Here is a 17,588-nt window from a genome sequence, read left to right as displayed (position 1 = left end):
TGGAGCTGTTCCTGGCCTCTCGCAGAGCCCGGGACCGGTCCATTGCCGAAACCCAGGGCTCGCCGACCCACCGTGGCCCAGCCGGCGAGCCGGGAACAGGAGGCTCAGCGGGCCAGCAGGTCCTGGATCGCCTCGGCGATCTCGTCGGGCGCCTCCTCGGCCATGAGGTGCCCCGCTCGGGTCAGCCGGTGGTCCAGGTTCGGCGCCCACGCCTTCCACACCGCGGCAGCGTCATAGCCCAGCTGCGCGCCCCAGTCCTGCTGGACGACCGTCACGGGCATGGCCAGCTGCGACCCGGCGTCCAGGTCCGCTTGGTCGTGCGTGACGTCGATGCCCGCCGAGGCCCGGTAGTCCGCGACGATCGATGTCACCGCCGCGGCGCTCGCGCGCAGGTATTCGGCACGCACATCCTCCGGCATGGCGGTCGGGTCGTCGGCCCAGGCGTCGAGGAACGAGCCGAAGAACGCGTCCGCGCTGCCTGCGATCATCGCCTCCGGCAGGCCTGGCGGCTGCGCCATGAGGAAGAGGTGGTAGCCGACCACCGCCGAGGCACCGCGCAGGACGTTCCACATGTCGAGCGTCGGCACGATGTCGAGGATGCCCAGGTGGGTGATGGTCTCGGGGTGGTCCAGCCCCGCCCGGAAGGCGACCAGGGCGCCCCGGTCGTGGCCGACGAGGGCGAAGCGCTCGTGGCCGAGGGCCGCCGCCAGGGTCACGACGTCGGCAGCCATGGTGCGCTTGGCGTACACATCGGGGTCGGTGACCGTCGGCTTGTCGCTGGCGCCGTAGCCCCGCAGGTCAGGACAGATCACCGTGTGCTTGTCGGCGAGCCGCTCGGCGACGTGTCGCCACATCAGGTGGGTCTGGGGGAAACCGTGCAACAGCACGACCGGACTGCCGCTGCCGCCGACGGCGGCAGCCAGCTCCACACCGTCCGCACCGGGCAGGCGGATGTGATCGAAGCCGGGAAGGGTGAGCGTCATGAAGGCCGTCTTTCGGGTGGGGGACTGACCGGATCAGCCTGAGCGACGGCGATCAGCAGCCGATCAGTACGGTTGGGCGCAGCCGGCCCCTGGCACGGAGGATGAGGCCATGCGAATCGACGTGCTCGGTGCCGTGCGGGCCTTCCGCGCCGACGGCAGTCCGGTTGACCTGGGCGGACCCCGCCATCGCGAGGTACTCGCCCGGCTCGTCGCCGCCGAGGGACGGATGGTCACCACCGACGGCCTTGTCGACGACCTGTGGACCGATCCGCCGGCCCGCGCCGTGGGCGCCTTGCGTACGTTCGTCGCCGCGCTGCGCCGCGCCCTCGAACCCGACCGGCCGCCCCGCAATCCGCCGCGCGTACTCGTCACCGAAGGTCCCGGCTACGCGCTGTGCCTGCCGCGCGAGGACGTGGACGTCCATCGGTTCCAGGACACCCTGGCCCGCGCCCGCCGCGACCCCGGCACGGTGACCGACCTCGGCACGGTGCTCGCGGACTGGCGTGGACCCGCCTACGCCGACGTGACCGGCTCCCCATGGGCACAGCGCGAGCGGACTCGACTGGAGGAGCTGAGGTTGGAGGGGGCGGAACTGCGCGCCCGCATCCTCCTCGACTCCGGGGAAGGGGCCGACCTCGTCGCCGAACTGGGTGCCCACGTCGCCGAACATCCGTGGCGCGAGCCTGCCTGGGGGCTCCTCGCCCGCGCGCTGTACCGCGCGGGCCGGCAGGCCGACGCGCTGGCCGTCCTCCGTCGCGCCCGCACGATGCTCGTTGATCAACTCGGGCTCGACCCGGGTGCCAACCTCCAACGCCTGGAGACGGACATCCTCAACGGGTCCGTGCCCTCCGAAGGCGCGCGTACCGCGTGGACCGGCCATGGCGTCCGTCTCGGCCCGCGCACCACCGTGGATCTGGCCCGCACCCTCGCCCTGGCGGGTGGCGACGCCCTCGTCCGCTCGCGGCGCGACCGCCTCGCCGCCGTCCAGGCGGCGGAGAGCACGGGAGACCTCTCCCTGACCGCCCGGATCATCGGCGCCTACGACGTGCCTGCCATCTGGAGCCGGGCCGACGACCCCGAGCAGTCCCGCGCCGTCGTCGCGGCTGCCGAGCGCACGCTCACCGCGCTCGGCCCCGACGGCCCCGCCGACCTGCCCGCCCGCCTCCTGGCCACGATCGCCGTCGAGAGCCGCAGCGCCGATCTGTCCAGGTCCGAGCTGAAGCGCGCGCAGCAGGCGGCACTGCAGGCCGTGGCACTGGCACGGGACCTGGCCGATCCCGCCCTGCTGCTCTTCGCCCTCAACGGGGTGTTCCTGCAGTCCTTCACCCGCCCCGGGCTCGCGGCGGTACGAGACCGGACAGGCGCCGAGATCCTCGACCTGGCCACCCGGCACGAGCTGCCGAACTTCGCCGTACTCGGGCGACTCGTCCGCCTCCAATCCGCCTCGGCCCTCGGCGACCTCGACGCCGCAACCTCGCACGCCGAGGCAGCCGAACAGCTCGCCGCTACCACCGAAGCACCCCTCGTCTCCGTCCTCACCGGGTGGTTCAGGGCCCGGGCCGCGGCCGCCCGCAGCGCCGAATCCGGCGGACCGGCCGCCGCCACGGCCGCAGCGCACTACCGCGCTGCCGAGGATGCCCTCCAGACGGCCGGAATGCCGGGGCTGCACCAGGGCCTGTTCCCGCTCGCGCTGCTGGGGCTGCGCCTGCTGCACGACCGGCCCGCGCCCACCGACCCGCACCTCGACTGGGGCCCGTACCGACCCTGGGCGCGCCCCCTCGTGCTGCTCGCCCAGGACCGAGTCGAGGAGGCTCGTGCCACCCTCGCCGCGGTGCCCGAACCACCGCGTGACCACATGCAGGAAGCGCTGTGGTGCCTGACCGCCCGCGCCGCCGTACGCCTCGGCGAGCGCGGAATCGCCGCACGCGCCGAGGCCGCCCTGCGCAATGCCCGTGCCGAACACGCCGGCGCCGCCAGCGGAATGCTGACCCTGGGCCCGGTGGCGCGCTACCTGGCTGAGGCGGAGGCATGCGCCGATGCGGGATAGGCGACCGCAACACGCGAAACCCGAGCCAGTGCGCGCCCGCCCCACGGCCCCGCGTGATCAGGTCGCCATGGCGCTCAGAGGGCGTCCATTGCCGCCGCCAGGCGGTCGCTGACGGTCTCGGCATCGCGCACGTGGTGTCACTGCCCGCAAGCGTTCGCGAAGGCCGTCGTGGCGATCTGGGCGACAGCCCCGGGCGTGCCCGTTCCCGATCTCGCCAGAAGCTGACGATCAAGACCGGAAAGAACGCCGGACAGCACCCCTGCGTCGCCTCTGCCTACCGCGCGCTCGCGGACGCCGAGGAATCCGACGCACCGACCGGGCCGGACGTCACCACCCCGCGCCGGCCGACCCGGGTGGACCCCACCGGCCCCAGCTGCGGCACTCCCAGACCTGCTGCTCCGCAGGCAAGGGACTCAGCGGAATCTGCATCAGCGCCCAGCGTGTGGAGGTGAGCAGAGCTTCGCCGGCGATGCCCTCAAGCCGGTCGAAGTCCCGGTCCCCGCTCCCGGCGCCCGGAACGGCGGTGACGCGGCGCCCCCTCCCCGACGCCCGCCCCCGTCCGAGCCCATCCCGTCCGAGCCCATCCCGTGCGAGCCCATCCCGTGCGAGCCCATACCGTGCGAGCCCATACCGTGCGAGCCGTACGCCGCACAGCGGGCGAGCGGACGGGCGTGGCGCCGCACACGGGATCCGTCGGGCGCGCTATCCCTTGATCGCCGCGTCGATGCGCGCCAGTTCGTCCCCGGTGAAGTCCAGGTTGCGCACGGCGGCGACACTGTCCTCCAACTGCGCCGGGCTGCTCGCGCCGACCAGCGCGGAGGTCACCCGGCCGCCGCGCAGCACCCAGGTCAGGGCCATCTGGGCCAGGCTCTGGCCGCGCTCCCGGGCGATCTCGTGCAGGGTGCGCAGCCGGGCCACCAGCTCACCGGTGACCGCGTCCGTGTTCAGGAACGGACTGTCGCTCGCCGCACGGGAGTCCTCCGGGATCCCGTCCAGGTAGCGGGCGGTCAGCAGGCCCTGCTCCAGCGGGGAGTAGGCGATGGAGCCGACCTGCAGTTCATCGAGCGCGTCCAGCAGGCCGCCCTCCTCGGGGCGCCGGTCGAGCATCGAGTAGCGCGGCTGGTGGATCAGCAGGGGGGTGCCCAGCTCACCGAGGATGCGGGCGGCCTCGCGGGTCTGCTCCGCCGAGTAGTTGGAGACGCCGACGTAGAGCGCCTTGCCCTGCTGCACCGCGGAGTGCAGCGCCCCCATCGTCTCCTCCAGCGGAGTGTCCGGGTCCGGGCGGTGCGAGTAGAAGACGTCGACGTGGTCGAGGCCCAGCCGCTGCAGGCTCCGGTCGAGCGAGGACAGCAGATACTTGCGGGACCCCCACTCGCCGTACGGACCGGGCCACATCAGATAGCCGGCCTTGGTGGAGATCACCAGTTCGTCGCGGTAGCGCGCGAAGTCGGTCCGCAGGAACCCGCCCAGCGCGCCCTCGGCGGCGCCGGGCGGCGGACCGTAGTTGTTGGCCAGGTCGAAGTGGGTGATGCCGAGGTCGAAGGCGCGGCGCAGGACGGCCCGCTGGGTCTCGACCGGCCGGTCGGGACCGAAGTTGTGCCACAGTCCGAGCGAGAGCGCGGGGAGCTTCAGGCCGCTGCGTCCGGTGCGGCGGTAGGGCATGTCCGTGTAGCGGTCGGGATGTGCGGTGTACAACGCGACTCCATGAAAGGTGGGCGCCGGGGATGCGGTTCCGGAGAACCGCTACCACTCTGGCCCGACCTGCGGCGATACGTCCAACCGAAGAATCCGATGGTATTCAGCGAGCGAACTGCTGAATGCGGGTAGACTGCTTCACCGTGGAATTGCGCCAGCTCGAACACTTCGTCGCGGTCGCCGAGGACCAGCACTTCACCCGGGCGGCCGAGCGACTGCGGGTGTCCCAGTCGGGTCTGTCGGCGTCGGTCCGCGCCCTCGAACGCGAGCTGCAGGCCGCGCTGTTCGTCCGCACCACGCGCCGGGTGACGCTCACCGAGGCCGGGCGGGCGCTGCTGCGGGAGGCCGAGCGGATCCTGGCCGGGGTACGGGCCGCGTACGAGGCGGTGGCCGCGGTACAGGGCGTAATGCGCGGCACGCTCTCGCTCGGTACCGAGCAGTGCATCGCCGGAGTCGACGTGGCGGCGGTGCTGGCGGCGTTCCGGCGCCGGCACCCGGAGGTGGAGATCCGGCTGCGGCAGTCCGACTCCGCCGCACTGGCCGAGGAGGTCGCGGCCGGGCGGCTGGACCTGGCGTTCGCCTACCGCACCCAGGCCGACACCGACCAGCTGCGCTCCGTCGCTCTGGCGGGGGAACCGATGACGGTCCTGTGCCATCCCGGCCACCGTCTGGCGCGGGCGGGCGCGGCGGTGGCACCGGACGACCTGGGCGCCGAGGTCTTCGTCGACTTCCAGCAGGACTGGGGGCCGCGCCGGGCCACCGACGCCGCCTTCGCCGCCGCGCGGGTGCGGCGCACGGTCGCCCTGGAGGTGAACGACGTGCACGGCCTGCTGGACCTGGTCGACCAGGACCTCGGCATCGCCGTCGTACCGCGCCACTTCCGCCATAAGCGGGCCTCGCTCACCGCGCTGCCGCTCAAGGGGGTGGAGGAGACGGTGTACGAGACGGTCGCGCTGCTGCCCCCGGCACAGGCCACCAGCCCGGCGGCACGGGCGCTGATGGGTCTCCTCTCCGGGGAGGGGGACGACCCGCGGCCGCCGGAGGGCGCGTCGCCGCCGGCCTGAGCCGGCTGCGCCCCGCCATGGATCCGTGACCGAGGGGAACCGTCACCCTCGCCGGCCGGAGGTCCGACCGGACCCTCCCGCGCCCCGCGCGGGTCGGGCGGGCCCTGCGGCACCGGCAGCGCACCCGGGCGGGCGCCGTTCGCCGAGGACCGCGAACGCGGGGCCGACCGGTCCCGCGGGAGCGGGATCCGGACAGGTGAGGCGCTCCGGCCGGGACGGGAACGGGATTCCGGGGGCGGAGCGGGAGGCGATGCGCGATGGTGGACGTATGCATGCCAAGGACATCCTCATCGACGGCTTCGGCCGCATCCGGGAAGAAGTCCACGCCGCGGTCGCGGGGCTCGGGCCCGAGGGCCTGAACGTCCGCCCGACCACCGGCACCAACTCGATCACGTGGCTGGTCTGGCACCTGACCCGCATCCAGGACGACCACGTCGCCGATGCCTTCGGCCTCGACCAGGTGTGGCTCGTGCAGGACTGGGAGAAGCGCTTCGGCCTGGACGTGCCGCCCCGCGACACCGGGTACGGGCACAGCGCGGCGACGGTGGCGAAGGTGCGGGTCGACTCACCCGACCTGCTGACCGGGTACCACGACGCGGTCCACGCGCAGTCGCTGCGGGCCCTGCGCGACATGACCGCGGCGGATCTGGAACGCGTCGTGGACGAGCGCTGGGACCCTCCGGTCAGCCTCGGTGTCCGGCTCGTGAGCGTCCTGTCCGACGACCTCCAGCACGTCGGACAGGCCGCCTACGTCCGCGGTCTGCTTCAGAGCGCGGCGGCGTAACCCGGCAGGACCACGTCCTCGATGAGGGCCTTGCGCTCGTCGAAGGGCAGGAACGCGCTCTTCACGGCGTTCAGCGTGACGGTGCGCAGGTCCTCCACGGTCCAGCCGGCCTGCTCGACCAGCAGTTCCATCTCGCGGGTCATCGTGGTCCCGGACACCAGCCGGTTGTCGGTGTTCAGCGTGACCCGGAAACCGAGGTCCTTCAGCGCGGTGATCGGGTGCTCGGCGATGGAGGTCGCGCAGCCGGTCTGCAGGTTGGAGGTCGGGCACATCTCCAGCGCGATCCGGCGGTCGCGCACCCAGCCCGCGAGGCGGCCGAGCTTGCCGTCCACGATGTCCTCGGTGATCCGCACCCCGTGCCCGATGCGCTGTGCGCCGCACACCTGCAGGGCCTGGTGGATGCTGGGCAGGCCGTGCGCCTCACCGGCGTGGATGGTGAACGGCACGCTCTCGCGACGCAGGTGCTCGAAGGCGTCCAGGTGGTCGGCGGGCGGGAAGCCGTCCTCGGCGCCGGCGATGTCGAAGCCGACCACACCGGCGTCGCGGAAGGCGACGGCCAGATCGGCGGCCTCGCGGACGCGGTCGAACATCCGCATGCCGCACAGCAGGGTGCCCACACGGACGGGGGTGCCGGCTGCGGCCGCCTTGGCCATGCCCGCGGCAAGGCCCTCCTGGACGGTCTCGACCACCTCGTCCAGGCCGAGGCCGGCCCGCTGCATCAGCTCGGGGGCGTAGCGCACCTCGGCGTAGACGACGCCGTCGGCGGCGAGGTCGAGGACGTACTCCTCGGCGGTGCGCAGCAGGCCCTCACGGGTCTGCATGACGGCCAGGGTGTGCTCGAAGGTGGCTATGTAGCGGACCAGGTCACCGGAGTCGGCGGCCTCGACGTACCAGGCGGCCAGCTCGTCGGGGTCGGTGGTGGGCAGGGTGTGCCCGATCTCGGCGGCCAGTTCCACGACGGTGGCGGGGCGCAGACCGCCGTCGAGGTGGTCGTGGAGGACGGCCTTGGGCAGGCGGCGGAGAAGGGTGGGGTCTACACGCGTAGCGTTCATCGGTGGGTGTCTCCTTGAGCGGGCGAGCGGGGTGGTGCGATGCAGAGTGGACCGCGAGGGGGGGGGGACTGCGGAGGGAACCGGGAAGAAGGGGGCGCGGAGGACGAAAGGAGGAGCCGGGCGAGCGGCAGCCGGGGGGCGGGGCGATCAGCCCGCGGGTTGCAGAAGGTCCCAGCGGTTGCCGTAGAGGTCCCGGAAGACGGCGACGGTGCCGTAGGGCTCACGCCGGGGCTCCTCCAGGAAGGCCACACCGGCCGCCAGCATACGGGCGTGATCGCGGGCGAAGTCGTCGGTGTGCAGGAAGAAGCCGACGCGTCCGCCGGTCTGGTCGCCGACCCGGGCGGCCTGGGCCCCACCCTTGGCGCGGGCCAGCAGCAGCGCGGTGGCGGGGCCGGGGGCACCCGGCTCCACGACGACCCAGCGGGAGCCGTCGGGGCGGGGCGCGTCCTCGGCGAGACGGAAGCCGAGCGCCTCGGTGTAGAAGCGGATCGCCTCGTCGTAGTCGTCGACGACGAGGGTGACCAGGGCAATGCGTCTCATCGGGACCTTTCGGGAGGGCTGACCGAAGAGGTTATACGTAAAACTTCATCCGCGCCAGCGACCTCCACCCACAGCGGTCCGATCTATCAGTCAGGTTCATGCCATATCGATGCCGCACGGGTGTTACCCCGGAGTAATCCCTGGTGGTTTGATGTGCGGCGCCACTCAAACCCCCTTCACCCACAGGGAGATCCAGTGACGCTCTTCGCATCGCGCCGCACCCGGGGCGCCGTCGGGCTCGCCCTCGCTCTCGCCGCGGCGCCCCTGGCCGCCCCGGCGCCCGCCGCAGCAGCGGGGCAGCCGCCCGCGCTGCGCGTGCTGACGTACAACGTCTTCCTCATGAGCACGAACCTGTACCCGAACTGGGGTCAGGAGCACCGGGCCGCCCAGATCGCCAAGGCGTCCTTCCTCCACGGCAACGACGTCGTCGTACTCCAGGAGGCCTTCGACAACTCCTCCTCCGACTCGCTGAAGAGCGCCGCGGCGACCGAGTACCCCTACCAGACGCCGGTGGTGGGCCGCAGCAGGAGCGGCTGGGACGCCACGAGCGGCGCCTACTCGGCCCTGACGCCCGAGGACGGCGGCGTCACCGTGCTCAGCAAGTGGCCGATCCTGCACAAGGAGCAGTACGTGTACAAGGACGCGTGCGGCGCCGACTGGTGGTCCAACAAAGGGTTCGCCTACGTCGTGCTCGACGTGAACGGCACCAGGGTCCACGTGGTCGGCACCCATGCCCAGTCCACCGACCCCGGCTGCGACCCGGGTGAGGCGGCGGCGATGCGCAGCCGGCAGTTCCGGGCGATCGACGCCTTCCTCGACGCCGAGAACATACCGGCCGACGAGGAGGTGCTGGTCGCCGGCGACATGAACGTGGACTCGCGCACCGCCGAGTACGCGTCGATGCTGGCCGACGCGGGGCTCGTCGGCGCCGACACCCGCACCGGACACCCGTACTCCTTCGACACGAAGGAGAACTCCATCGCGCGCTACCGCTACCCCGACGACCCGCGCGAGGACCTGGACTACGTGCTGCACCGGGCGGGCCATGTCCGCCCCACGGTGTGGAAGAACGAGGTGGTGAAGGAGGAGTCGGCGCCCTGGACGGTGACCAGTTGGGGCACCGACTACACCTACACGAACCTCTCCGACCACTACCCGGTGACCGGCTACACCGGCTAGTGCCCCGGCCGGGGGCCGCCGGGCGACACGGGGCGTGCCACGCCGGCGGGCCTCTCCGTCGGCCGTGGCGGGCGGTCAGCTCCCCACGGTGTGCACCGAGTCCAGCTGCCGGAGTTCCTCGGCGGTGAGCCGCAGCGCGCCCGCGGCCACGTTCTCCGCGAGGTGGCCGGGGTTCCCGGTGCCGGGGATCGCGAGCACATGGGGCCCCCGGTGCAGGGTCCAGGCGAGGCGGACCTGCGCCGGGCTCGCACCGTGGGCGCGGGCCACGGCGTGGACCGCCTCGCCGTGGTCCGCCGTGGCGCCCCGCTCGGCGCCGTCCCCCGCGACGGCGAAGAAGGGCACGAACGCGATGCCCTGCTCACCGCACAACCGCAGCAGTTCCTCGGTGGCGGGCCGCCGCGCGTCGAGTCCGTACCGGTTCTGCACGGCCACCACCGGCGCGACGGCCTGCGCCTCCGCGAGGTGTCCGGGCCCGACGTCGGAGAGGCCGAGGTGCCGGATCAGGCCGGCGTCGCGGAGTTCGGCCAGTGCCCCGAAGTGCTCGGCGACCCGGTCCTGACCCATGCGGCGCAGATACACGAGGTCGAGGTGGTCGCGGCCCAGCTGGCGCAGGTTCTCCTCGACATGGCCGCGCAGGTCCTCCGGCCGGGCGGCGGTCGCCCACTCCCCCGCCCAGTCCCGGAAGGGGCCCACTTTCGTGGCGATCACCAGGTCGTCGGGGTACGGCGACAGGGCGCTGTTGATCAGCTCGTTGGCGGAGCGCAGCTGGGAGAAGTAGAAGGCCGCCGTGTCGATGTGGTCGACGCCGAGCTCGACGGCCCTGCGCAGGACCGCGATCGACCGCTCCCGGTCGCTGGGCGCACCGAGGTGGAAGGCGGCGCTGCCCGTGAGGCGCATCGCGCCGAAGCCGACACGGTGCACGGTGAGGTCGCCGAGCCGCCAGGTGCCCGCGCTGTCCGCGGTGATCGTCTGCGTGGTCATCGGCGCAGTGTGTCATGGCTCGCCGGGCCTGCCAGGTGAGCACCCGGCGCGCCCCGTCCGGACACCGGGCGTCCTGCCGTCAGGAGGCCGTCACCTGCCGGCCGTCCGCCTCCAGCACCACCGCCAGCCGGCCCAGCAGGGCGCGCAGCAGGTCCGCGTCGCCGTCCCCGGCCGCCGGCCAGTCCGCACGCACCGCGCGGTCGACCCGCCGCCAGTACTCGAGGCCTCGCGGGGTGAGGTGGGCCAGGATGCGACGCCGGTCCACGGGGTCGACGCGGCGGTGCACGAGGTTCCGGTCGACCAGGTGGTCGACGAGTTTGGTCAGCGTCGGCGGGGGCAGGAAGGCCGCCTCGGCGATCGCCGTCATATGGTGCCCCGCCCCGTCGGAGAGCAGGGCGAGGACCCGCCAGGCGTCGAGGGAGCAGCCCTCCGCGTCCAGGGCGGCCTGGATCCGGCGGGCGGCCAGCCGTTCGGCCCGCGTCAGCAGCTGCACCAGGTCGTGGGGCCTGCGGCCGGTTGCGGAGGTGGACATCGCGCTCCTAGGTCGGTGACCGGGAAGGGGTGGCCGGGTGGTCGGCGGCGTCCGGGGGTGCGTCGTACGGAGGTGCACGACCCGCGACACCGGACGTGCCCGGGCCGTGCGGCGACGCGGAGCGGGGGTACCCCGGCCGGAGGGCCGGCAGACACGTGCCGGGCGCCGCGGGCCGGTGGGCCCTCCCGGTCGCCGCGCGGGGTCACGGGGTGCGTACATCTTAGGAGACAGGCTGGAGTTCGGTCCGTGGACCCGGAATCATGACGCCATGTTCCGGCACGATCCCCGCTCAGCCGAGTGGTTCACCGCCGACGACTCCGTGCTCGGCGTCGCCCTGGTCTTCCCGCTGCAGGGCCCGGCCGGGATCTTCGGTCCGGCGTGCGAGTTGTGCGCGCGGCTCGCGGCGGAGGAGGTCAACCGGGCGGGCGGGGTGCTCGGCCGGGAACTGAGACTGCTGCCCGTAGACGGCGGCGCACCGCCGCGGGAGGTCGCCGAGCACGTCGAGGCGCTGGTGGAGCTGGGCGTCGTGCAGGGCGTCACGGGCTGGCACATCTCCTCGGTGCGGCAGGCCCTGGCGCCGAGGGTCGCCCATCGGGTCCCGTATGTCTACACGGCCCTGTACGAGGGCGGCGAGCACACCGCCGGCGTGTTCCTGACGAGCGAGACGCCCCGCGACCAACTCCGCCCGGCGATGGTCCTGCTGGCGCACGAACGCCGGGTGCGGCGCTGGTTCGTGGTGGGCAACGACTACGTGTGGCCGCGCCGTACGGCGCGTGCGGCGCACGCCTACGCGCGCGAGTGCGGGGGCAGGATCGGCGGGGAGGTGTATCTCCCCCTGGGTTCGCACGACTTCGAGCCGGTGCTGCGCCGTATCGAGCGGTCCGACGCCGACGCGGTGCTGATGCTGCTGGTGGGCAGCGACGCGGTCCGCTTCAACCGGGCGTTCGCCGAGTTCGGCCTGCACGCCCGCTGCCTGCGGCTCAGCACCCTGATGGACGAGAACATGCTGCTGGCCAGCGGCCCTGCGGCCACGCACGACCTCTACAGCACCGCGGGGTTCTTCGCCTCGCTCGCCAACCGGGACACCCTCGACTTCCACGGCCGGTACGCGGACCGGTACGGCGTCGAGGCGCCGGCCCCGGGCAGTCTCGGGGAGTCCTGCTACGAGGGCGTTCTGCTCCTCGCCGCGCTGCTGCGGCGGGCGGGGACCGTGGACGTGGCGGCGATCGGCGCCACGGCCGACCAGGTGTCCTACGAGGGTCCGCGGGGGCTGCTGCGGCTGCGCGGCGGCCATGTGCGCCAGCGGATCTACCTGGCCCGGGCCGACGGGCTCGACTTCGACGTGCTCACCGAACTGGCGCCGGGCATCCGCCTGCCCTGACGGTCCGTCAGTACTGCCGCGTTACTTCCCACGGAAAGTAAGGGGAATGCCCCGGGCGAATTGCGAATGCGCTCTTGGAATGCGCACCAGGGCCCGCCGGGGCGTCTTTTGTTGCCTCGGGGAAAGTCGCGCGAAACACCTTGGAAACAGGGCGACTTGAAGCTGTGGACCGCACTCCAGGGGGTCCTTGCCCCCGGCGCACCCGAGGGGGTTCTCCTTGTCCATCAGGCTCATCAGGTCCCTGCGGTCCACCGGTCCCGGCGCGCCCCGACCGCACCGCCGCCGGCTGCTGGCGGGAGGCGCGGCGCTCACCGCCGTCGTGGCGCTGTCGGCGTGCGGCGCCAAGACGGACACGGCCGGCGCGTCCGACAAGGCCGCGAAGATCGACGTCAGCGGCGACACCGTCAAGGTCGGCCTGCTCAACTCGCTGTCCGGCACCATGGCGATCAGCGAGGTGACCGTACGCAACTCGCTGCAGTTGGCGATCGAGGAGATCAACGCCTCCGGCGGAGTGCTCGGCAAGAAGATCAAGCCGATCAGCGAGGACGGCGCCTCCGACTGGCCGACGTTCGCGGAGAAGGCGCAGAAGCTCATCGAGGAGGACGGCGTCGCGGCCACCTTCGGCTGCTGGACCTCCGCCAGCCGCAAGGCCGTCAAGCCGGTCTTCGAGAAGAACAAGTCGCTGCTGTTCTACCCGGTGCAGTACGAGGGCCTGGAGCAGTCGCCGTACATCTTCTACACCGGGGCGACCACCAACCAGCAGATCGTCCCCGCCCTCGACTACCTCAAGGCCCAGGGCAAGAAGAAGATCTACCTGGTCGGCAGCGACTACGTCTTCCCCCGCACCGCCAACAAGATCATCAAGGCGTACGCCGCGGCGAACGGCCTGCAGATACTCGGCGAGGACTACGCGCCGCTGGGCTCCACCGAGTTCGGCACGATCGCCAACAAGGTCAAGGCGTCGAAGGCGGACGCCGTCTTCAACACCCTCAACGGCGACTCCAACGTGGCCTTCTTCAAGGAGTACAAGTCGGCCGGCCTGACCGCGGCGAAGATGCCGGTCGTGTCGGTGTCGATCGCCGAGGAGGAGGTCAAGTCGATCGGCCCACAGTACCTGGCGGGCCAACTGACGGCCTGGAACTACTACCAGACCACGCCGGGCGCGGCCAACGACACCTTCGTCGCGGCGTACAAGGCCGAGTACGGCGCGGACAAGCCGACCAGCGACCCGATGGAAGCCGCCTACACCTCCGTCCACCTGTGGAAGGCGATGGTGGAGAAGGCGAAGTCCTTCGACCCGGAGAAGGTCAGGGCGGCCGCCGACGGCATCACCTTCGCCGCCCCCGAGGGCACGGTCACCGTCGACGGAGCCACCCAGCACATCTACAAGACCGCGCGCATCGGCAGGATCGGCTCCGACGGTCTGATCAAGCAGGTGTGGGACTCCGGCGAGCCCATCGGGCCCGACCCGTACCTCAAGGGCTACTCCTGGGCCTCCGGCCTGTCCTGAGGGGACACCGCATGAGTGTGATCCTCGGCCAGACCTTCACCGGCATCAGCATCGGCGCCGTGCTGCTGCTCATCGCCCTGGGCCTGTCGCTGACCTTCGGCCAGATGAACGTCATCAACATGGCACACGGCGAGTTCATCATGGCGGGCGCCTACACCACCTACGTACTGCAGAAGTCCATTTCCGACGCAGGAATTTCGCTTCTGGTCGCACTTCCCGTCGCCTTTTGCGTGTCGGGCGTTCTCGGAGCTTTGCTGGAACGGCTGCTGATTCGCCGTCTGTATCTGCGGCCGCTGGACACACTCCTGGTCACCTGGGGCGTCTCGCTGATGCTCCAGCAACTCGCCCGGGACATCTTCGGCGCACCCAATGTGCAGACCCGGGCACCCGACTGGCTCACCGGCCACATCACCCTCGTCGGCGGCGACGATCCGCTCACCGTCGCCGACAACCGCCTGTTCATCCTGGGCCTGGCGGTCGCGGCCGTGGCGGCGCTGTCGCTGACGCTGCGGCTGACGCCGCTGGGCCGCCGGATCAGGGCCGTGGTGCAGAACCGGGACCTCGCCGAGGTGTCGGGCATCTCCACCTCGCGGGTGGACCGTACGGCCTTCTTCCTCGGCTCCGGCCTCGCCGGCGTCGCCGGAGTGGCCCTCACCCTGGTCGGGCCGATCGGGCCGACGATGGGCACCAACATCATCATCGACGCCTTCCTGGTGATCGTCGTCGGCGGCATCGGGCAGCTCAAGGGCAGCGTGATGGTCGCCTTCGCGCTCGGCGTGCTGCAGTCGGTGCTGGAGTACTCCACCACCGTCAGTGTGGCGAAGGTGCTGGTCCTGGTCGCCATCGTGGCGTTCCTCCAGTGGCGGCCCCAGGGGCTGTACACGCTGCGGACGAGGAGTCTGGTGTGAATGCGCTGAAAGGGCGTGCGGCGCGTGCCTGGTACGGCTTCGCCGCCGGGGCGGTCCTGCTGTTCGCCGTCGCGCCGGCGGCCCTGTCCGACTTCCGGCTGGGCCTGTTCGCCAAGTACCTGTGCATGGCGATGGTCGCGGTCGGCATCTGCCTCGCCTGGGGCCGCGGCGGGCTGCTCACCCTCGGCCAGGGTGTCTTCTTCGGCCTCGGCGGCTACGCGATGGCGATGCACCTGAAGCTCGCCGACGCCGGCCCTGGCAACCTGCCCGACTTCATGCAGCTGTACGGCACCGCCACCGAACTGCCTTGGTGGTGGCGTCCGTTCGCGAACCCGGCCGTCGCGCTCGCGGCGACCGTCCTGCTGCCCGTGGCGGTCGCGGCACTGCTCGGCCTGCTCGTCTTCCGCCGCCGGGTCAAGGGCGCCTACTTCGCGATCCTCGGCCAGGCCCTCGCCGCCGCGTTCGCGATCTGGCTGGTGGGCCAGCAGGCCACGACCGGCGGCACCAACGGACTCACCGACATCCAGGGATTCTTCGGCTACGACCTCCACGACCCGGTCAACCAGCGCATGGTCTACTTCGTCATCGCCGCCGTGCTGCTGCTGGTGGTCCTGCTCGCCCGGCAGCTGATCCACAGCCGCTACGGGGAACTCCTGGTGGCCGTACGGGACGCGGAGGAGCGGGTGCGCTTCCTCGGCTACAACCCGGCGAACGTCAAGCTCGTCGCCTACGTGGTGGCCGCGGGCACGGCCGGTCTGGCGGGCGCGCTGTTCGTGCCGGCGGTCGGCATCATCTCACCGGCACTGGTCGGCATCGTGCCGTCGATCGAGTTCGTGATCGGCGCCGCGGTGGGCGGGCGCGCCAGCCTGGCCGGCGCGGTGCTCGGCGCCGTCGCGGTCGCCTGGGCCAGGACGGCGCTGTCGGAGGAGTTCCCGGCGGCCTGGACGTACTTCCAGGGTCTGCTGTTCGTCGTGGCGCTGGCGTTCCTGCCCGGCGGCCTCGCCTCGCTGCCGGCCGTCGTCCGCAGGCGCAGGGCGGCGGCGCCCGTCGCGGTCGGGGAGGCGGCGTGAGCGGCGGACTGGAGATACGGGGCCTGCGGGTGGTGTTCGACGGCTTCACCGCCGTGGACGGGGTGGACCTCGACGTCCGCCCCGGCGACCTGAGGTTCCTCATCGGGCCCAACGGCGCCGGCAAGACCACCCTGGTGGACGCCGTCACCGGCCTGGTCCGGGCCGAGGGCTCGGTGCGGTTCGGCGGCGAGGAGCTGCTCGGCCGGAGCGTGCACCGCATCGCCCGGTCGGGTATCGGGCGCACGTTCCAGACGGCCACCGTCTTCGAGGAGCTGACGGTGCTGCAGAACCTGGACATCGCCGCGGGGGCCGGCCGCAGCATGTGGACCATGCTGCGGCGTCGCCGGGACGTGCCCGTGCCCGTGGCCCGGGCACTGGAGACGATCGGGCTGACCGATGTGGCCGACTCCCCCGCCGGGACGCTCGCGCACGGCCAGAAGCAGTGGCTGGAGATCGGCATGCTGCTCGTGCAGGACGTACGGCTGCTGCTGCTCGACGAACCGGTGGCCGGTATGAGCCACGACGAGCGGCAGGCCACCGGCGAGCTGCTGGAGCGCATCAGCGAGGAACGCACGGTCGTGGTGATCGAGCACGACATGGACTTCCTGCGCTCCTTCGCGCGCAGCGTCAGCGTGCTGCACGCGGGCCGAGTGCTGAGCGAGGGGACGGTGACCGAGGTGCAGGCCGATCCGCGGGTGCAGGAGGTCTACCTCGGGCACGCCCCCGAGGTACCGTCCCGCGGAGCGGACGACGGGCCGGACGACGGAGACGGCGGGGCGGCGGTCGGCGCAGGTGCCGCGTCGGCGGGCGACACGGCCGCGGACGCGGCCGTTCAGGAGGCGTGATGCTGCAGATCGACGACGTCCGGGTCGGCTACCACCGCAGCACCGTGCTGCACGGCGTCTCCGTGCGGGTGCCGCGCGACGGCGTGGCCGCGGTCCTCGGCCACAACGGTGCGGGCAAGAGCACCCTGCTGCGGGCCGCCGTCGGCCTGCTCCCGCCCGCCTCCGGGCGCGTCCTGCTGGACGGCGAGGACATCACCCGGCGGCGCCCGCACGAACGGGTCGCGCGCGGCATGGCCTACGTGCCGCAGGGCCAGCAGTCGTTCCCCCACCTGACCACGGCCGAGAACCTCCAGCTGGTCGCCGACGGGCGCAGGCGGGGCAGGGAGGCCATCGCCGAAGCGCTCGACCTGTTCCCCGCGCTGCGGGCGCTCGCGGGCCGTCGCGCGGGGCTGCTCTCCGGCGGCCAGCGGCAGCAACTGGCCATCGCCCGTGCCCTGGTGACGGAGCCCCGGGTACTGCTGCTGGACGAGCCGACCGAGGGCATCCAGCCGTCCGTGGTCGCCGAGATCGAGGAGACCGTCCTCTCCCTGGGGGCCCGCGGCGGGCTGTCGGTGCTGCTGGTCGAGCAGCACGTCGGTTTCGCCGTGCGGGCGGCCGGGCGCTACTACGTGCTGGAGGCCGGACGCGTCACGTCGTCCGGCGAAGGCGGCCAGGGTGCGGAGCGCACCGTGCGGGAGGCGCTCAGCGTGTGAGCACCCTGCCGGTCGGGGCGGGGCGCCGCACCGGCCCCGGCGGCCGCGCGGGCCCCTCGCGATCCGGGGCACGGCGGGCATCCGGAGCACGTGGCGACGGGGGTGGGGACGGCTCCCGGGGTGAGGAACATCCTTGTCGGATCGTGGGCCAGGACCTCAAGGTCCTCTCCGGCGCCTCGGTCCCGGCCGATCATGGCGCAGCCTTCGCGGGTCGGTGTCGTCGGTCACTGGAGGACCTGGTGGCAGGCTCTTGCAGAGCCCGGCCAGCCGGTACCGCCACCTCTCTACTGATTGGTAGCCCACCAGCCGGGTTCCCGTTAGAGTC

General features: G+C 72.4%; 16 protein-coding genes. 10 read left to right on the top strand and 6 right to left on the bottom strand.

Features of this window, described 5'->3' with window-relative positions:
* Positions 1-104 precede the first annotated feature (104 nt).
* Complete coding sequence (locus tag JS756_RS06685; protein WP_205382009.1) at positions 105-983, bottom strand: alpha/beta fold hydrolase; 879 nt, start codon at positions 981-983, stop codon at positions 105-107.
* 109 nt (positions 984-1,092) lie between these two features.
* On the opposite strand from JS756_RS06685, the gene JS756_RS06680 reads away from it, so the two are divergent.
* Positions 1,093-3,030, top strand: coding sequence for an AfsR/SARP family transcriptional regulator (locus JS756_RS06680; protein ID WP_205382008.1), 1,938 nt, complete (start codon positions 1,093-1,095; stop codon positions 3,028-3,030).
* Between the two features lie 702 nt (positions 3,031-3,732).
* Here JS756_RS06680 and mgrA read toward each other — a convergent pair.
* Positions 3,733-4,725: an L-glyceraldehyde 3-phosphate reductase gene (mgrA, locus tag JS756_RS06675; protein WP_205382007.1), complete on the bottom strand. Its 993-nt coding sequence runs from the start codon at positions 4,723-4,725 to the stop codon at positions 3,733-3,735.
* A 143-nt stretch (positions 4,726-4,868) separates the two neighbouring features.
* On the opposite strand from mgrA, the gene JS756_RS06670 reads away from it, so the two are divergent.
* Positions 4,869-5,789, top strand: a complete 921-nt coding sequence (locus tag JS756_RS06670; protein ID WP_205382006.1) for a LysR family transcriptional regulator — start codon at positions 4,869-4,871, stop codon at positions 5,787-5,789.
* Between the two features lie 268 nt (positions 5,790-6,057).
* Positions 6,058-6,573, top strand: a complete 516-nt coding sequence (locus JS756_RS06665; RefSeq protein ID WP_205382005.1) for a mycothiol transferase — start codon at positions 6,058-6,060, stop codon at positions 6,571-6,573.
* On the opposite strand, the gene JS756_RS06660 is transcribed toward JS756_RS06665, so the two are convergent.
* Together JS756_RS06660 and JS756_RS06655 are read right to left on the bottom strand one after the other, a co-directional pair.
* Positions 6,555-7,625, bottom strand: coding sequence for an adenosine deaminase (locus JS756_RS06660; protein ID WP_205382004.1), 1,071 nt, complete (start codon positions 7,623-7,625; stop codon positions 6,555-6,557). The two genes, JS756_RS06665 and JS756_RS06660, sit on opposite strands and share 19 nt — an antisense overlap.
* Positions 7,626-7,772: 147 nt before the next feature.
* On the bottom strand, positions 7,773-8,165 hold the full coding sequence (locus JS756_RS06655) for a VOC family protein (RefSeq protein WP_205382003.1): 393 nt from the start codon (positions 8,163-8,165) through the stop codon (positions 7,773-7,775).
* 195 nt (positions 8,166-8,360) lie between these two features.
* Between JS756_RS06655 and sph the strand changes: the two genes are divergently transcribed.
* Positions 8,361-9,344 carry a sphingomyelin phosphodiesterase gene (sph, locus tag JS756_RS06650; protein WP_205382002.1) on the top strand — a complete coding sequence of 328 codons (984 nt, stop codon included), beginning with the start codon at positions 8,361-8,363 and terminating at the stop codon, positions 9,342-9,344.
* 75 nt (positions 9,345-9,419) lie between these two features.
* On the opposite strand, the gene JS756_RS06645 is transcribed toward sph, so the two are convergent.
* Together JS756_RS06645 and JS756_RS06640 are read right to left on the bottom strand one after the other, a co-directional pair.
* The gene (locus JS756_RS06645; protein ID WP_205382001.1) at positions 9,420-10,325 is read right to left on the bottom strand and encodes an aldo/keto reductase; all 906 of its coding nucleotides are present in this window, start codon (positions 10,323-10,325) and stop codon (positions 9,420-9,422) included.
* A gap of 79 nt (positions 10,326-10,404) precedes the next feature.
* Complete coding sequence (locus JS756_RS06640; protein WP_205382000.1) at positions 10,405-10,857, bottom strand: MarR family winged helix-turn-helix transcriptional regulator; 453 nt, start codon at positions 10,855-10,857, stop codon at positions 10,405-10,407.
* Between the two features lie 268 nt (positions 10,858-11,125).
* Here JS756_RS06640 and JS756_RS06635 point away from each other — a divergent pair, with 268 nt between their 5' ends.
* The 6 genes from JS756_RS06635 (at position 11,126) to urtE (ending at position 17,263) form a co-directional block, all read left to right on the top strand.
* Positions 11,126-12,238, top strand: coding sequence for a substrate-binding domain-containing protein (locus JS756_RS06635; protein WP_205381999.1), 1,113 nt, complete (start codon positions 11,126-11,128; stop codon positions 12,236-12,238).
* Between the two features lie 217 nt (positions 12,239-12,455).
* The gene (urtA, locus tag JS756_RS06630; RefSeq protein WP_240203332.1) at positions 12,456-13,748 is read left to right on the top strand and encodes an urea ABC transporter substrate-binding protein; all 1,293 of its coding nucleotides are present in this window, start codon (positions 12,456-12,458) and stop codon (positions 13,746-13,748) included.
* 11 nt (positions 13,749-13,759) lie between these two features.
* Complete coding sequence (gene urtB, locus JS756_RS06625) at positions 13,760-14,656, top strand: urea ABC transporter permease subunit UrtB (protein WP_205381998.1); 897 nt, start codon at positions 13,760-13,762, stop codon at positions 14,654-14,656.
* The gene (gene urtC / locus JS756_RS06620; RefSeq protein ID WP_307790355.1) at positions 14,653-15,726 is read left to right on the top strand and encodes an urea ABC transporter permease subunit UrtC; all 1,074 of its coding nucleotides are present in this window, start codon (positions 14,653-14,655) and stop codon (positions 15,724-15,726) included. The genes urtB and urtC overlap by 4 nt, the downstream gene beginning before the upstream one ends.
* Positions 15,723-16,571, top strand: coding sequence for an urea ABC transporter ATP-binding protein UrtD (gene urtD, locus JS756_RS06615; RefSeq protein ID WP_307790353.1), 849 nt, complete (start codon positions 15,723-15,725; stop codon positions 16,569-16,571). The genes urtC and urtD overlap by 4 nt, the downstream gene beginning before the upstream one ends.
* Positions 16,571-17,263 carry an urea ABC transporter ATP-binding subunit UrtE gene (gene urtE / locus JS756_RS06610; RefSeq protein ID WP_205381996.1) on the top strand — a complete coding sequence of 231 codons (693 nt, stop codon included), beginning with the start codon at positions 16,571-16,573 and terminating at the stop codon, positions 17,261-17,263. The genes urtD and urtE overlap by 1 nt, the downstream gene beginning before the upstream one ends.
* The last annotated feature ends 325 nt before the right edge of the window (positions 17,264-17,588 follow it).

The organism is Streptomyces actuosus (assembly GCF_016921115.1).
GTDB lineage: Bacteria > Actinomycetota > Actinomycetes > Streptomycetales > Streptomycetaceae > Streptomyces > Streptomyces actuosus_A.
This window is presented reverse-complemented; position numbering and strand designations above follow the sequence as displayed.

Excerpts from the sequence above, each read along its gene's own strand:
- JS756_RS06645 (WP_205382001.1), bottom strand. The coding sequence starts at position 10,325 with ATGACCACGCAGACGATCACCGCGGACAGCGCGGGCACCTGGCGGCTC.
- JS756_RS06665 (WP_205382005.1), top strand. The coding sequence starts at position 6,058 with ATGCATGCCAAGGACATCCTCATCGACGGCTTCGGCCGCATCCGGGAA.
- JS756_RS06680 (WP_205382008.1), top strand. The coding sequence starts at position 1,093 with ATGCGAATCGACGTGCTCGGTGCCGTGCGGGCCTTCCGCGCCGACGGC.
- JS756_RS06640 (WP_205382000.1), bottom strand. The coding sequence starts at position 10,857 with ATGTCCACCTCCGCAACCGGCCGCAGGCCCCACGACCTGGTGCAGCTG.
- JS756_RS06685 (WP_205382009.1), bottom strand. The coding sequence starts at position 983 with ATGACGCTCACCCTTCCCGGCTTCGATCACATCCGCCTGCCCGGTGCG.
- JS756_RS06635 (WP_205381999.1), top strand. The coding sequence starts at position 11,126 with ATGTTCCGGCACGATCCCCGCTCAGCCGAGTGGTTCACCGCCGACGAC.
- JS756_RS06660 (WP_205382004.1), bottom strand. The coding sequence starts at position 7,625 with ATGAACGCTACGCGTGTAGACCCCACCCTTCTCCGCCGCCTGCCCAAG.
- urtE (WP_205381996.1), top strand. The coding sequence starts at position 16,571 with ATGCTGCAGATCGACGACGTCCGGGTCGGCTACCACCGCAGCACCGTG.
- JS756_RS06655 (WP_205382003.1), bottom strand. The coding sequence starts at position 8,165 with ATGAGACGCATTGCCCTGGTCACCCTCGTCGTCGACGACTACGACGAG.
- urtB (WP_205381998.1), top strand. The coding sequence starts at position 13,760 with ATGAGTGTGATCCTCGGCCAGACCTTCACCGGCATCAGCATCGGCGCC.